Genomic DNA, 14,707 nt, shown 5'->3' on the forward strand with positions numbered 1-14,707 from the left:
AGTGACGGGGGTCAGTTGCACGCGAAGACGTAGTCGGACTTGTAGTTGATGTAGAGGCTGCTGGAGGTCTTGCCCATCTTGGCGGTCACCGGGGCGCAGGCGATGCTGGAGACGTAGACCGGGCCCGCGTACTCGCTGAAGTTGCCCGAGTCGGTGTCGCAGCCGGTGCCGTCCACCTTGCAGACCTTGAGGTACATGTACTGCGAGGCGCCGTAGTTGTTGTCCAGGATCGCGCAGCCCTTGCCGCTGCCGTTGGTGTAGCTGAACAGCGTGGCCAGGCGCATGTTCGGGTCGGTGCCCTCGGGCAGCGGAATGGCCTTGTTCAGCGAGTAACCGGTGCCGCACACGGTCGCGGCGGCCGCGGTGGGCCCGGGGTTGGCCTTGGCGAACGCCTTGGTCTCGGCCGACGCCAGCGGGGACACCTTGACGTCGGCCGCCGAGGGGCGCTCGGCGGCGGAGGCCTGGGGTGCGGTCAGCGTGAGAACGGCGGCCGCGGCGGCGGCGAGGGCGGCACCGACGGTGGATCTGAGGATCGTGGACATGGACGTACCCCTCCCGTGAAGGCAGATGAGAGAAAAGATCGCCGGGGCCTCTCCCCAAGGCCCGAACGCGGCGACAAGCGCTTCCCGCGCTGTGGTCGCACGGAAGATATTCACTGGTCGGGGCCTTGGACAAGGGGTCTAGACAAGTCGGGAGAGCGGAGCCCGGCCTTCCGGCGATGGGCCGTCACGGAGGAAGTACGGGGTGCATCCCCAATGAGGGGATAAAGCGACTCATGTGCAATGAGCTCGGTATACAGAGGGTTGATATGTGTCCCTGGTCACTATCTCCGGACTCGGAGCGGCCGTCGGTGGCCGTGGCTCCAGACGTTCGTGAAACGCGAAAGGGCGTCCTCGGAAACCGAGAACGCCCAGGTCAGCGACCTATTCGCGAGTGCGCCGCCAGGGACTCGAACCCCGGACCCGCTGATTAAGAGTCAGCTGCTCTAACCAACTGAGCTAGCGGCGCCCGCTGACGCGGAAATCCTACCCGACCCGGGTGGGTGTTCAGGACGCCGAGGGGGCGCGTGGACCTGCGCCATTGGTATGGACATGACTATTGACTCATGGATACTCTCAAACTTGGTCTAGACCGCCGTGCACGGCTCGTCGAAGCACTCCCCACGTCTTCAGGAGCGAAGCATGCGCAAGAAGATCAGCGCCGCCGTCATCGGCATCGGTCTCGCGGCGATTTCCGTCCTCGCGACCGGCGGCAGCGCTTCCAGCCACGGTTACACCGACTCGCCCATCAGCCGCCAGAAGCTGTGCGCCAACGGCACGGTGACGGGCTGCGGCGACATCCAGTGGGAGCCCCAGAGCGTCGAGGGGCCGAAGGGCTTCCCCTCGGGTGGTCCGGCGGACGGCACCATCTGTGCGGGTGGCAACAGCCGGTTCTCGCAGCTCGACGACCCGAGGGGCGGCAACTGGCCCACGACCAAGCTGACCGCCGGGCGGAGCTACACCTTCAACTGGCGGTTCACGGCCTCCCACGCGACCACGGACTTCAAGTACTACATCACCAAGAATGGCTGGAACCCCAGCCAGAAACTGACCCGTGCGAGCCTGGACTCCCAGCCCTTCCTGACCGTTCCGTACAACGGCCAGCGTCCGCCGTCCACGCTCTCCCACTCGGGGACCATCCCGAGCGGTAAGACCGGCAGACACGTGATCCTCGCCGTGTGGACCGTCGCGGACACCTCGAACGCCTTCTATGCCTGCTCGGACGTCCAGTTCTGACGTCGCTGGTGTGGTGCCGTCCCGGGGCGGCACCACACCGTCGTCATACGGTCAGGCGTCGAACGCGCCCGACTTGGCGCTCCGGACGAAGGCGGCGAGCACCGCCGGCACGGTGGTCAGGACGGTGCCGGGGTCGTCGCTCTCCCGCAGCCGGACGCGGCCGCCGGCGGCGGCGACCTCGACGCACTGTCCCTCGCCCACGGAGTACGTGGACTTGCGCCAGTGGGGGTGGCGATGCGCGGTCATTGCAGAGGTGTTCATATGTGGGGCCCTCTTTCTCATACCAGACCAGCGATGAGGGCCTTCGTCGCATCCGTGGACAGTGCGCAGTCCACGATATGGCCGAAGGCGTCGGCGAAGACGTTGACGTCGTCGACTCCTTCGACGTATGTGGGGCCGCGCAGGTTCTCCTGGGTGACGACATCCGGCATGGGCCCGGGGAAGGCCACGAGTGTGAACGCTCCCGCGTCCCCGGGGTTGGGGGCCGCGTCGATCGGTATCACCTGGAGCGTGACGGTGGGCCAGTCCGCCACGTCCAGCAGCCGCTTCAGCTGATCGGCCATGATGCCGGGCCGGCCGGTGAACCTGCGGCGCAGCGCCGCCTCGTGGATGACGGCCCACAGCCGCAGCGGGTGGCGGGAACGGGTGAGAACGGCCTGGCGGGCCAGGCGCACCTCGGCGAGGGCGTCGACCTCGGAGGCGGTGCGGGCCACGGCGTTCGCCGCGATGGTCTCGCGGGCGTAGTCGGCCGTCTGGAGCAGACCGGGGACGACCAGCGAGGCGTAGTCGCGGACGCTCTCGGCGTCGCTCTCCAGCGAGATGTAGTCGGCGTAGGCGGGGCCCACGACGCCGCGATAGGTCTGCCACCAGCCGCGTTTGCCCGCGTCCTTGGCCAGTCCCTCCAGGGCGATACGGGTATTGGGGTCGGTGACGGCGTAGGCCCTCAGCAGGGTCTCGACCTCGGTGGTGCGGATCGTGGCGTTGGCGTTCTCGATCCGGGAGAGCTTCGGCGCCGTCCAGCGGCGGGCGTCGGACGATCCGTTCGCGGCCGCGTTGAGTGCGTCGGCCGCCGCGTCCAGTGTCATCCCCGCTTCGGTGCGCAGTTTCCGTAGCGTGGAGCCCAGGCGCCTGCGCCGAACGGTGGGCACTGGCTGGTAGGACATGTCGCCAGTCTGTCGTATTGCCAACTACGCCTACCAGCCAGGCATATGCCAGTCTTGTGCGAGTGGGTCGAAACATTGCGAGTGGGACGTTCCATAGGCCAGGATCGCTAGGGGACACGGCAGCGCGTCGTGCTTTGGAGGGGCCCCGGAGCATATGGCTGAGAACACCTCACAGCGATACGAACTGCGCCTCCGTGCCCATCCGCGGATACTCGCCGACATACGCCGCGCCGTCGGGGCGCGGCTGCGGCTGTGGGGGCGTGAGGAGCTGATCAGCGCGGCGGGGATGTGCGTCACCGAGCTGCTGTCCAATGTGCACAAGCACGCGGCCTCTCCCGAATGCGTCCTCACCCTGGAGAACCTTCCGTACGGGATCCACGCGGCGGTGAGCGACTCCGAGTCCGGGCTGCCGGTGGTCAAGGAGCCGGACTTCCTCTCCGAGAGCGGCCGGGGGATGTTCCTGCTGAGCAAGACCGCCCATGACTGGGGCACGGATCTCACCCCGGCCGGCAAGACGGTCTGGTTCACCCTCCGCGCGGAAGCGGTGGAGCGGTGACCAGCGGCGCCGGTAGCGTGGGGCCCCGACCGAGGGCAGGGGGTGGGCCATGGACCCGGTGACGGCGGGCGCGCTGGTCACGGCGGTCAACGCAGCGGTGTCGGGCGCCGGCGGTGAGGCCGGGCGGCGGGCCCTGGAGTCCTTCGGCACGCTGGTCCGCAGGGTGCTGCGGCGCGGCGAGGGCGAACCGGCCGGTGAGCCGGGGCCGGGTGGTCCGGATCCGGGTGGTCCGGGCCCGGGGGGTCCGGATCCGGTGGCGATTCCGTACGACGACGGTGCCCGGCTGCGCCAGTTGGCCGATCTGCTGGTGGAACGGGCCCGGCAGGACCCGGAGTTCGGCCGTGACCTGGCCGCCTGGATGCGTGAGCACGGCGAGTCGGCCGGGGAGGCGGGGGCCGTGCACAACCGCATCGGGGGCAACGCCCGTATCACCGGCCCGGTGGTCCAGGGACGGGACTTCCAGGGGCCGATCAGCTTCGGCTGACGCCGATCGGGCGTGCCGAGTTGGCAGTAACCGGACATCAGCCCCCACTCCGCGTCGCCGAACGGCGTCGATTCGCTGCGGTCCGTAGTCTCCCCGGGGCCGGAAGGTGGACTCGCCGGTAACTTGTGGACACGCGCCCCCGGCGCATCGGCGGCTCGACAGCATGACGCGCGCCGCCGCACGCCGTTTTGTCAACTCTTTACCTCACGCCCCGCGTTGACGCGGTCGCTGTGCGCGAATTAGTGTCGTCATGGATTTCGCACAATGCTGCCCGCGCATTTCGGGGCAGGGAAATTGACGAGAATCAGGCCGGTATTCGCATAACCAGGTCACTGTCACCCGGCAGGGGAAGTCATGGTTGGTCTTGTGAGGGTGTCCGAGCCTTCTCCCATGAGCACGGAGAGCACGGAGACTCCCTCGTCAGGCGCCATCGACTATGTCGAGCACGCGCTGCTGGCCGCCCGTGATCTGATCGAGTCCACGGTCACCCGGCACCGGAGGGAGCTGGCCCAGGACTCCTGGGCGGGGACGGCTCTGGGGAAGGTGCCGCTCGCCGAGGTCGTCGACACCCTGGTCGACTGCGCCGAGCGGACCGTCAGCGTGGTGCTGTCGGGGAACGAGGAGCAGACGCGGGCCGTCTGCGCCGCGCTCGCCCGCCCGGCCAGGGGAGCCCGGCGCGCCGTCGTCGTACGGCTGTTGTGCGAGGAGCCGGTGCTGGCCTCGGGGGCGGTACGGGCGCTCGCGCGCACCGATCCGCGGTGCGAGATCCGGGTCTGTGACGGCGGGCTGCCGGCGTTACCCGAGGCGCTGCTCATCGACGGCGAGGTGGTCTATCTCAGGAGGGGGCCGTCGGAGCCGGGGCGGGGCCCGGGGCAGGCGTCGCTCGTCGAGGATCCGGCCACGGTGCGGGCCCTGGAGATGATGTTCGCCGGGACCTGGGGGAACGCCGTGGCGCTCGCCGACTATCCACGGCTCGGCGGGCGGTTGTGCCCGGACTCCGTACGGCGGATCCTGGAGTGTCTGCGCACCGGCCACACCGATGAGGTGGCGGCGCGCCAGATGCAGGTCTCGTTGCGCACCTACCGCCGGTACGTGGCAGAGATCATGCGCGAACTGGGGGCCAACTCCCGCTTCCAGGCGGGGGTACGGGCGGTGGAAATGGGGCTGCTGCCCAGCCGTCACTGAACGGCGCTCGAGACCTTGACCACGTCACGAGGCGGAAAGTGCGGGAATGTCGAGATGATGGAGCGCGGACGCGATCCTGGACCGGAGGCCGCGCTCGCGGGAGACGCCCTGGAGGGGACGCTACGGGAGGTACGGGACCTCATTGAGTCCACGGTGATCCAGCATCGCGCCCGGCGGGCCCGGGACGCGCGGTTCACCGAGGTGGGGGTGGAGGACGCCGCGTTCCTCGCCGCCGCCGAGGAGGTGATCGGCCAGGCGGGGCGGAGCGTGGACGCCGTCTTCCCCGAGTGCTCGGCCCGGATGGTGCCGGTGCAGGCCGCGCTCGGCGCGCTGCTCACGGACCTCGGCGAGCCGGTCGGGGTGCGGGTGCTGCGCGGCAGATCCGCGCCCGGGGCCGGATCCACCGGGCCTGCCTCCGGGTCCGCTGCCGGGGCGGCGCCGTCCGGGCCCGTACCCCGGCCCATCCCCGGACCCGCGCCGCCCGCCGAGACGTCCGGCGCCGCCCCGGCCGCCCGCCCCGCGCAGGTGCGGATCGCGTCGGTGGCGCTGCCCACGGCGGTGATCGCCGACGGCCGTACCGCCCTGGTGTGCACCGAGGCCGAGGAGGGGCGGCAGACCTCGGTCATCGAGGACCCGGTGGTGGTGGCCACCCTGTACGGAATGTTCCGCTCCATCTGGGGCGGTGCCGTGCCCGCCGCCCGCCCGCTGGACTTCGGCAACCGCGCCCGTACCGAAATGGTCCGCCGGGTGCTGGCCCGGCTGCGCGACGGGGTCACCGACGAGGCCGCCGCCCGCGATCTGGCGATCTCGGTGCGTACGTACCGCCGCTATGTCACCGGGATCCTGGAGCTGCTGGAGGCCAACTCCCGTTTCCAGGCCGGGGTGCGCGCCACTGAGCTCGGCATCCTTGGAAATAGTTCCACATGATTATTTCGTTTTCCCCATCGACATTGTGATCCGGAGCGTGCTGGCGATAGGTTGCCTGCGGGCGTGCCGAGATCTGGCAACAGCCGGTAATGCAAGGGGATTTGGGGATGACCGAAGGGCACGGAAGGGGCGCGACCGCCACGGCGGGCGCGGACGGCGAGTCGGCTGCGGACGAGCCGCATTCACCCCGACCGGGACATGCGCGAAAGACCGGCGACGGCGGCGGAAATGGTGAGAAATCGCGGTCCGGGGCCGGCCGGAAAATGACCGGAGCGGCATCCGGGTCGGCACTCGTCAACCGGCGCGGAACGCTGTTCCGGAGCGTGCTGCCGCCGCTGGTATTCGGGCTGTCGCTGCTTGTCGTCTGGGACATCGTGACCCGGACCGGCGCCGTTGCGGAATTCTATCTTCCGGCTCCGCTGGACCTCGCGCGGCAATTCCTCGATGACGTCTTCCACGGCGATCTCGTCGACTACACCGAGGAGACGGTGTGGGAGGCGCTGGCGGGCAGTGGTATCGGCATCGGAGTGGCGCTGCCGCTCGGCTATCTGATCGCCCGCAGCGAGATCGCCGCGGCGGCCCTCCAGCCGTATGTGGCCGCCTCGCAGGCCATGCCCGCGGTGGCGCTCGCCCCCCTGCTGGCCCTGTGGATCGGGTACGGACTGCTGCCCATCGCGGTCCTGTGCGCGCTGCTGGTCTTCTTCCCCATCCTCGTCAACACCGTGCTGGGGCTGCGTTCGCTGGACCCCGATGTGATGGGGGCCGCGCGGGTGGACGGGGTGGGGTGGTGGGGGATGCTCTGGTACATCGAGCTTCCGCTCGCCCTGCCCAGCGTTCTCGCGGGGGTGCGCAACGGCCTCACGCTCTCGATCACCGGCGCGGTCGTCGGCGAATTCGTGATGGGCGGCGACGGCCTTGGGCAGCTGCTGTCGGTGCAGCGCCAGGAGGCCGACACCATCGGACTGTTCTCGACGCTCGTCATGCTCGGCCTTCTCGCCGCCGTCTCGTACGGAGTGGTCCGCCTGGTCGAGCGGCTCGTTCAGCGCGACTGACAACTTTCACCCAAGAGGAGAAGTACGTGCGTTTCGTGCAGACGTCCATGAGGCGTGCCCACAGACATCGGGTCACGGGCGCGGCCGCCCTCGCCTCGGTGGTGGTACTGGCCACTTTGACCTCATGTGCCGAGGAGCCGAAGAACGCGGGGGCCAAGGGCGGCGCAAGCATCACGGTGGGGCTGACCTACACCCCCAACATCCAGTTCTCGCCGTTCTATGTGGCCGCCGAAAAGGGCTACTACAAGGACGCCGGACTCAATGTGACACTGCGCCACCACGGCGCGGCCGAAGATCTCTTCGGGGCTCTCACATCGGGCAAGGAAGATGTGATCTACGCGGGCGGCGACGAGATGCTTCAGGCGCGCGCCAAGAATGTGCCCGTCGTGGACATCGCCACCTTTTACCAGAAATACCCGGTGGGCCTGATCGTGCCCAAGGAATCGAAGATCCGGACCCCCGCCGACCTCAAGGGCCGGAAGATCGGTACCCCCGGTGCCTTCGGCGAGACCTATTTCGGTTTGCTGGCGCTCCTGAAGGAGGGCGGCCTTTCCACCAAGGACGCCAAGGTCCAGAACATCGGCTTCACCCAGCAGGCGGCCCTCACCGGAAACAAGGTCGAGGGGGTGATGGGCTATCTGAACAATGACGCCGTCTCGTTCAAGGAGGCGGGCAAGGAGGTCCGGTCGATAACCCTCAACTCGGGCTCTGCGGGGGACCAGTTGGTGGGTGTGGGCCTGGGCGCCAAGAAGAAGACGCTCGACAAGCGCGGTGATGACATCAAGAAGTTCGTCGACGCGTCCTTGCGCGGATTGCGCTATGCGATCGACCACCAGGACGAGGCCATCAAGCTCAGCGAGAAGTACGTACCGGGGCTGCGCGGCGAGAAGCAGCGGAACAACGCCCGCGCGGTGCTGAAGGCCACGGCGCCGCTGATGAAGAACGACCAGGGGGAGCTGGGCGCGATCGACCCGCAGACCTGGACCCGGATGGCCGACTTCATGTACGACCAGGGGCTCCTGGAGAAGAGCGTCACGCCTGAGGACGCCTACGACACGTCGTATCTGCCCAAGTCGTAGGTGCGCTGGTCGGCGGTCAGGCGTCCGTCGTCCGGCTGTGCAGCGCGGCGGCCACGGTGAACGCGGCCGCCGCGCCCAGTGCGAGGGCCAGCCAGCTGCCCGTGGCCGAGGCGTTGGCCACGACGAACAGTCCGATCGGTGGGCCGGAGGCGGTGCCCAGGTTCCAGGCCAGCGACGCCAGGGCGCTCGCCCGGCCCACCGCCTCCTCGCCCGACCAGCGCAGCAGCAGCGGATAGAAGGCGGAGGAGTACATCAGCTCGCCCGCCGCGAAGATCACCGCGAAGGCGAGCAGGAGCCCGTACCGCACGGCCGCCGGGGCCGCCTCCCCGGCCAGCGCCGCGCCCAGACCGCAGCCGAACGCCCCGGTCCACAGCACCGGACCGGCGGCCAGGCTCACGGTCTCCGGCAGCCGTTCCAGCCGGCGGCGGAGCAGCGGCTGAAGGGCGATCAGGGCGAAGGAGTTGGCCGCCACCACCGCGCTGACCCAGCCCAGGGTGACCGCCATACGGTCGTGCATCAGCAGCGGCACGGTCGCCTCGATCTGGGTGAAGCCGACGATCGCGAAGAGCGCCTGGGCCAGGATCAGCAGGGCCATCGGGCGGGCCCGCAGCAGGGTCCGATAGGTCGGCCCGGCCCCGGGCTTCTCTGCGGGCTTCTCCTCTCCCCGCCCCTTCCCGGCAGCATCGATATGCGGCTCCGCCGCGTGGTCCGCCGGACCGTGCCCAGGCCGGGCCCGGGGCCGTACGCCCAGTGTCACCGCGATCAGCGGCAGCGCCGCCAGCCCGTTGGCCAGGTACAGCCAGCGCAGCGCCCCCACCGGGGTGGCCGCGCCGTGCAGCGCGAGCCCGGCCGCGACCGAACCCAGTCCGATCCCGGCGTTGTTGACGATGTGCCGGATGGCGAAGGCCGAGCGGCGGCCGCTCTCGGGGACCGCGAGGTCCACGATGCCCACGATCGAGGCGTAGAAGAGCCCGAAGCCCGCCCCGACGCACACCCCGGAGGCGAGCACCAGCGCCACCGAACCGGCCGGTGCCAGCAGGGCGTACCCGACCGCGAGCGCCGCGCCGCCCAGTGCGCCCACCCGGTGCGGGCTGCCCCGGTCGGCCAGTGGCCCGCCGGCCAGGGCGGCGGCGAAGCTGGCCGCGGCCATCGCGATGAAGTAGCCGCCCGCCGCCCGGCCGCCGAGCCCCAGCAACTGGCTGATGTAGATCGAGGTGAACGGGAAGCACAGCCCGTTGCCCAGGCTGGAGAGCAGCAGCGCGCCCATGAGCAGGCCGAAGCGGCGCCCCAGGGGCGTACGGGGCGCCGTGGCGCGTATGGCCGTCACGAGGTGAGCGCGGCCCGCACCTTGAGCAGCTCCTCGACCCTGCGCAGGTCGTACGGGGCCGGGAGGGAGAGCACCACATGGACCGCCCCGGCCTCGGCGAACCCCTCGACCAGCGGCAGCTGGTCGGGGTTGACCATGACCGTACGGGCCACCGCGCCCGGGTCCCGGCCGACCCGTTCGCACCACTCGTCCAGCACGCCGCTCAGCTCGCGGAAGTCGGCGACCGGGTCCTCGGAGGCCCAGCCGTACCAGTTCCACCAGTCGGCCTCGCGGGCCACCAGCTCCAGGGTGCGCCGCCGCCCGGCGCCGCCGATCAGCAGCGGAAGCGGGCCCGCGGGGCCGGGGTTGAGCTTGGCCAGCCGCTCCTTGACGGCGGTGACGGACGCGGCGAAGGCGTCCATGCGCCCGGCCGGTCCGGGGAAGGGCAGCCCGTACTCGGTGTGCTCGGCCTCGAACCAGCCCGCGCCAAGACCCAGCACCAGCCGCCCGCCGCTGAGCTGGTCGACGGTGCGGGCCATGTCCGCCAGCAGATGCGGATTGCGGAACGCGGTGCAGCTCACCAGCGGCCCGATGGTGGCCCGCCGGGTCTCGACCGCCATCGCGGACAGCAGCGACCAGCACTCGTAGTGGCGCCCGGCGGGGTCGCCGGTGTGCGGCAGGAAGTGGTCCCAGGTCCACAGCGAGTCGACCCCGATGGCGTCGGCCTCCCGCCACGCGGTGCGCAGCTCGGCGATTCCGGTGTGCTGGGGGTGGAGTTGGACGCCTACGCGCAGGGACACGGAGGGGAATCCTTTCACTCGGCGATTCGGGTCTGGTGCCTCTGGCGCCGGTTCGCCCACGACGGGTGGGAGGGCGCCGCGGGCGGCTACGGAGTGACGACCACGCGGTAGACGGGCGTCTCCGCGGCCTGCTTGAGCGCCTTCTCGACCTCGTCCAGCGAGTAACGCGCCGTGACCAGCGTCTCCAGCCGCCCGGACAGCCGCCCGCCGCGCAGCAGTTCGGCGGCGGCCCGCCAGTCGTCCGGCTCATGGCTGAAGGAGCCGGTGACGGTCAGCTGGCGGCGGTGCACCTCATAGCCGGGGAGTTCGGCGGGCGGGCCGCCGGGGCCGCCGCCGTAGAGGACGATGGTGCCGCCGTCGGCGACCGCGGCGAGCGCCGAGGCGATGGCCTCCTTGGACGCGATGGTCACGAAGACCACGTCGGCGGGCGGCAGTTGGCCGACGTCCTCGGGGGTGACGGCCGCGTCGGCGCCCGCCGCCGCGATGGCGGCCAGCCGCTGCTCGTCCCGTTCGACCACCGCGACGCCACGGGCCTGGAGCTGCGCGGCGACGGCGAGGTGGAGATGGCCCATGTAGCCGGCGCCGATGACGGTGACCCGGTCCCCGGCGCGGAAGCCGCCGCGGCGCAGCGAGTGGACCACGCAGGCCAGCGGCTCGCCCATGGCGGCGACGGCGGGGTCGGCGTCGCCGACCGACCACACCCGGGAGGCGGGCAGGGCGATGTACTCGGCGAGCCCCGCGCCCATGGTGATCGCGCCGTCCTCCCGCTTGTGCCCCTGGAGCGCGACGCAGATGGCGGTCTGGCCGCGCCGGCAGCTGCGGCAGGCGCCGCAGCGCGGCAGTCCGTCGAGGGCGACGAGGGAGCCGACGGCGGGCATGTCCTCCAGCGCGGCGGCCTTGGCGCCGATCCGCTCGACCCAGCCGGAGATCTCATGTCCGGCGGCGGCGGGGTAGACGGTCATCCGCCCCGCGTAGAGATTGGCCTCCATGGTGCAGATACCGCAGGCCGCGATGCGTACCAGCACCTCGGAGTCACCGATGTCGGGGACAGGTATCTCTCTGGTCTCCACCTGGCCTGCCGCCGTGATGACAGCTGTACGCATGTGAACTGCCTTCCCCGTTTACGGATGTTGTGCCGGGAGGCTATTCCGGGGCGCCGGGGGTGGCAAGGAAGAACGATCACATGCTGGATCGCGCTCCGGAAGATGTCCTGCGGAAGCCCCACCAGATGATCAGGGCTCCGGCCGCGGCGGCGGCCGCGCCGACGACGGAGGCCACGTGCATGGCGTGGACGAACCCCTCGTCGGCGATGTCCGACAGCCGGGGCAGCCGCATCTTCGCGCCGAGCAGCCGGGTGGCCTCGGGCGACTCCGCGGCGCCGTCGGCGGCACCGGACGGCAGCCCGCTCAGCCGCGGGGTGACCCGGTCGCGGTAGACGCTGACCAGGACGGAGCCGAGGACCGCGACCCCGAGGACGCCGCCGATCTGCCGCAGCGAGTTGTTGACGGCGGAGCCCGCGCCGGTCCGGTCGGCGGGGAGGATCGCCATGATGGCCTCGGTGGTCGGGGCGACGGCCGCGCCCATGCCCAGCCCCTGGAGGACGAGGAAGACCCAGAACAGCGGCAGTCCGCTGTGCTCGTCGAGGAACACGTACGCCACGAAGCCGGTGGTGGCGATCAGCATGGCCGCGGTGACGACCGGGCGCACCCCGTAGGCCCGTACCAGCTTGGCCGAGAGCGGGGCACCCAGCAGTACGCCGAGGGCGACCGGGGCGATGGAGAGACCGCACTCCAGCGGGGTCTGGCCGTGGACGCCCTGGAGATAGAAGCTGGTGTAGTACATCGAGCCGTTGAGCCCGAAGAACGTGAGCATGACGGCGACGCTGGCGCCGGTGAAGCGGATGTCGCGGAAGAGCCGTACGTCGAAGCTGGGGTTGGCGACGCGCAGTTCGACGAGGACGAAGACCGCGACCAGCAGCACGCCCCCGGCCAGCGAGCCGACGATGGCCGGATCGGTCCAGTCGTTGCGGTGGCCGCCCTCGATGACGCCCCAGACGATGGCGAAGAGCCCGGCGGTGGAGAGCACCACGCCCAGCGGGTCGAACTTCTGCCGCACCCGGGTGACCACACCGGGCAGGAAGACGAACGATCCGGCCACGCACGCCACCACGATCGGCACGTTCACCAGGAAGACCGAACCCCACCAGAAGTGGTCGAGCAGCGCTCCACTGAGCATCGGCCCGGTGGCGATCGCGATTCCACTGGAACCCGACCAGATGGCGATGGCGGTGGCCCGGTGCCGCTCGTCGAAGACCTGGGCGATCAGGGCGAGGGTCGCGGGCATGATCAGGGCGCTGCCGATGCCCATCGCGCCGCGGGCCACGATGAGTTCGGTGGCCGAGCCGGAGTAGGCGGCCCAGGCGGAGGCCGCGCCGAAGAGCACCATGCCGGTGAGCAGTAAGCGGCGGTGGCCGTAGCGGTCGGCGAGCACCCCGCCGGTGAACAGCAGTACCGCGAAGACCAGGGTGTAGGAGCTGATGCTCCACTGGAGCTGATTGGGGCTGGCGCCGAGCCCCTCGGTGGGGTCGGCCAGGGTCTTGAGGGCGACGTTCAGCACGGTGTTGTCCAGCCACACCGCGAGTTGGGACAGGACGAGCACCGAAAGCGCGAGCCATTGGCGACCGGTGGGGGAGTGGGAAGGGCCGGCCTGGGTGGCATCGGTGGTCGCGGTGTTCTGTGCAGCCATGGGGGCGGCGCCTTTCGGGACCCAAGGCATGGTGGGGGGTCCGCGTCGTATGGCAAGGGATGGCGTGCTGGCTCTAGAGGAAGTTACCAATCCGCCGAGCGGAGGCGCAGCCCCTTGCCGACACGGGGAGGTGTCGTGGCCGGAACGCGAGGGTATTTCCCGGCGGGAAGTGTCCCATAAGGAACGATCTTCCTTGCCGTGTGCCAGGGGGCTCGTTACTGTTCCCGGAAAGGGAACGGGGGTGTCCTTTGAGCCATTTCGGAATTCAACCAAATGGGCGAGTGCCTATTGACGGATTTGACGGGGAGGTGGGCGCGGGAGGCGCGGTTCGAACGGAGCCGGACATGGGGTCGGACAACCTGGAGGAGACTCTGGGCGAGGCGTTACGCCTCCTGGAGTCCGCCGTGCACCACCACCGCCGCTCCGCGCTGGCCTCGGCGTCCGCCGAACTGCCGGTGGACGGGGAGGCCGTGGCCGGGTGGGTGGCGCGGCTGGTGCTGCGCGCCGAGCGGGATGTGATCTGGAGTCTGCCGGAGATCACGGGCGAGGACCACGCCCGGCTCGTCGGACAGACGCTCGCCCAACTGGCGGGCAAGGGGGTCAGGACCCGGATGCTGTGCCCGCCGGCGGTCATCCGGGGCGCGGCGTGGCAGCGTTCGGTGGGCACCGTGGCGCGCCTGGAGGTGCGCGTCTTCGAGGGGGTGCGGCAGGAGCTGGTGGTCGTGGACGGCGCGGCGGTCATCGCGCCCGACGCCTCGCCGGGTGAGCCCGGCGGCTCCCGCGCCTCGATGATCCAGAACTCGACCGTGGCCGATATGCTGCACCAGCTGCTGTGCGGCATGTGGGACACGGCCCAGCGCCCGATGCGTCCGCTGTCGTTCGAGGGCGGCGCGCGCGGCCGGGTGCTGCGCGAGGTGCTGACGCTGATGGCGGAGGGCTACAAGGACGACGCCGCGGCGCGCAAGCTCGGCCTTTCGGTGCGTACCTACCGTCGCTATGTGGCCGACATCATGCGGGACCTCCAGGTCGAATCGCGGTTCCAGGCCGGAGTGCGCGCCGTGCGCGCCGGGCTGATGGAGTCCGACCCCGAGTAGGGGCGGGCCGCGCGATCGGGGCGGCAGCCGGGTTGTTGGCGGTTTGAACGTTATTGGCACGCTTCTGTCCGCCGACGACCTGGCAGCTTCCTGTCGATTCCATCTTCTGACCGCGGGGTAACCGGCTGTCATGTGCAGCTTTATGACACGCCGACTAGTCGAACGCTGGTGTTCATCGGGCGCGTGACAGCTAGTGGACTCTGGGGTTGTCCCCTCCCGGACCGGCGCCTAGCGTCAGCGGAAGCTTCGTCGCTTTGCCCATGCCCGAAAATGGAGGTGCGCGGTAATGACCGCCATCGTCGAAGAGCGTCGTGAAACCATCAAGGAAATCGTCACCGATATTCTTGAGATCGACCCCGACGAGGTCACCGAGACCAGTCTCTTCAAAGAAGAGCATGACGCGGATTCACTGCGTGCCATTGAAATACTCGCGGCATTGGAGAAGACCTTCAACATTGTCATAGACCAATCCGAACTCAGCCGGATGGTAAACCTCCGGGGCGTCTATGAGGTTGTCTCCGACGCGGCGGGCTGGTGACCG

At 70.0% G+C, this 14,707-nt stretch carries 16 protein-coding genes and 1 tRNA gene; 9 read left to right on the forward strand and 8 right to left on the reverse strand.

From position 1 onward, the window contains the following. Positions 1–11: 11 nt before the first annotated feature. Both ACT2CW_RS31655 and ACT2CW_RS31660 read right to left on the reverse strand, forming a co-directional pair. On the reverse strand, positions 12–542 hold the full coding sequence (locus ACT2CW_RS31655) for a hypothetical protein (RefSeq protein ID WP_445519099.1): 531 nt from the start codon (positions 540–542) through the stop codon (positions 12–14). Between the two features lie 392 nt (positions 543–934). Next, positions 935–1,008: transfer RNA gene (locus tag ACT2CW_RS31660), tRNA-Lys, on the reverse strand. 173 nt (positions 1,009–1,181) lie between these two features. On the opposite strand from ACT2CW_RS31660, the gene ACT2CW_RS31665 reads away from it, so the two are divergent. Beyond that, positions 1,182–1,775 (forward strand): lytic polysaccharide monooxygenase auxiliary activity family 9 protein, encoded by a 594-nt coding sequence (locus ACT2CW_RS31665; RefSeq protein WP_164430373.1) that lies wholly within the window; start codon positions 1,182–1,184, stop codon positions 1,773–1,775. A gap of 51 nt (positions 1,776–1,826) precedes the next feature. Here the strand turns inward: ACT2CW_RS31665 and ACT2CW_RS31670 are convergent, their stop codons facing one another. Continuing rightward, positions 1,827–2,036, reverse strand: a complete 210-nt coding sequence (locus ACT2CW_RS31670) for a DUF397 domain-containing protein (protein ID WP_051573419.1) — start codon at positions 2,034–2,036, stop codon at positions 1,827–1,829. 17 nt (positions 2,037–2,053) lie between these two features. Continuing rightward, on the reverse strand, positions 2,054–2,938 hold the full coding sequence (locus ACT2CW_RS31675; protein WP_164430376.1) for a DUF5753 domain-containing protein: 885 nt from the start codon (positions 2,936–2,938) through the stop codon (positions 2,054–2,056). A gap of 154 nt (positions 2,939–3,092) precedes the next feature. Between ACT2CW_RS31675 and ACT2CW_RS31680 the strand changes: the two genes are divergently transcribed. The 6 genes from ACT2CW_RS31680 (at position 3,093) to ACT2CW_RS31705 (ending at position 8,221) form a co-directional block, all read left to right on the forward strand. After that, on the forward strand, positions 3,093–3,494 hold the full coding sequence (locus ACT2CW_RS31680) for an ATP-binding protein (RefSeq protein WP_445519100.1): 402 nt from the start codon (positions 3,093–3,095) through the stop codon (positions 3,492–3,494). A gap of 49 nt (positions 3,495–3,543) precedes the next feature. Next, a complete protein-coding gene (locus ACT2CW_RS31685) occupies positions 3,544–3,978 on the forward strand; it encodes a hypothetical protein (protein WP_445519101.1) in 435 nt (144 codons plus the stop codon). Positions 3,979–4,368: 390 nt separating this feature from the next. Continuing rightward, on the forward strand, positions 4,369–5,163 hold the full coding sequence (locus tag ACT2CW_RS31690; protein WP_445519102.1) for a response regulator transcription factor: 795 nt from the start codon (positions 4,369–4,371) through the stop codon (positions 5,161–5,163). 54 nt (positions 5,164–5,217) lie between these two features. Continuing rightward, positions 5,218–6,090: a helix-turn-helix transcriptional regulator gene (locus tag ACT2CW_RS31695; RefSeq protein ID WP_445519103.1), complete on the forward strand. Its 873-nt coding sequence runs from the start codon at positions 5,218–5,220 to the stop codon at positions 6,088–6,090. A gap of 488 nt (positions 6,091–6,578) precedes the next feature. Continuing rightward, on the forward strand, positions 6,579–7,142 hold the full coding sequence (locus tag ACT2CW_RS31700; RefSeq protein WP_240813168.1) for an ABC transporter permease: 564 nt from the start codon (positions 6,579–6,581) through the stop codon (positions 7,140–7,142). 26 nt (positions 7,143–7,168) lie between these two features. Next, positions 7,169–8,221 carry an ABC transporter substrate-binding protein gene (locus tag ACT2CW_RS31705; protein ID WP_182471245.1) on the forward strand — a complete coding sequence of 351 codons (1,053 nt, stop codon included), beginning with the start codon at positions 7,169–7,171 and terminating at the stop codon, positions 8,219–8,221. A gap of 16 nt (positions 8,222–8,237) precedes the next feature. On the opposite strand, the gene ACT2CW_RS31710 is transcribed toward ACT2CW_RS31705, so the two are convergent. The 4 genes from ACT2CW_RS31710 to ACT2CW_RS31725 form a co-directional block, all read right to left on the reverse strand. After that, the gene (locus ACT2CW_RS31710) at positions 8,238–9,548 is read right to left on the reverse strand and encodes an MFS transporter (protein ID WP_445519104.1); all 1,311 of its coding nucleotides are present in this window, start codon (positions 9,546–9,548) and stop codon (positions 8,238–8,240) included. Further along, positions 9,545–10,327: an LLM class F420-dependent oxidoreductase gene (locus tag ACT2CW_RS31715; RefSeq protein ID WP_037956226.1), complete on the reverse strand. Its 783-nt coding sequence runs from the start codon at positions 10,325–10,327 to the stop codon at positions 9,545–9,547. Before ACT2CW_RS31715 ends, ACT2CW_RS31710 begins: the two co-directional genes overlap by 4 nt. An 86-nt stretch (positions 10,328–10,413) precedes the next feature. Then, positions 10,414–11,430: a zinc-dependent alcohol dehydrogenase gene (locus ACT2CW_RS31720; RefSeq protein ID WP_182471244.1), complete on the reverse strand. Its 1,017-nt coding sequence runs from the start codon at positions 11,428–11,430 to the stop codon at positions 10,414–10,416. 76 nt (positions 11,431–11,506) lie between these two features. Continuing rightward, entirely contained in the window at positions 11,507–13,072 is a 1,566-nt protein-coding gene (locus ACT2CW_RS31725) for an MFS transporter (protein ID WP_138915464.1), read from the reverse strand. Between the two features lie 344 nt (positions 13,073–13,416). Here ACT2CW_RS31725 and ACT2CW_RS31730 point away from each other — a divergent pair, with 344 nt between their 5' ends. After that, positions 13,417–14,166: a LuxR C-terminal-related transcriptional regulator gene (locus ACT2CW_RS31730; RefSeq protein ID WP_445519105.1), complete on the forward strand. Its 750-nt coding sequence runs from the start codon at positions 13,417–13,419 to the stop codon at positions 14,164–14,166. A gap of 286 nt (positions 14,167–14,452) precedes the next feature. Next, positions 14,453–14,704, forward strand: coding sequence for an acyl carrier protein (locus ACT2CW_RS31735; RefSeq protein ID WP_020871025.1), 252 nt, complete (start codon positions 14,453–14,455; stop codon positions 14,702–14,704). Positions 14,705–14,707 lie beyond the last annotated feature (3 nt).

It is taken from the genome of Streptomyces sp. NEAU-174, assembly GCF_052665095.1.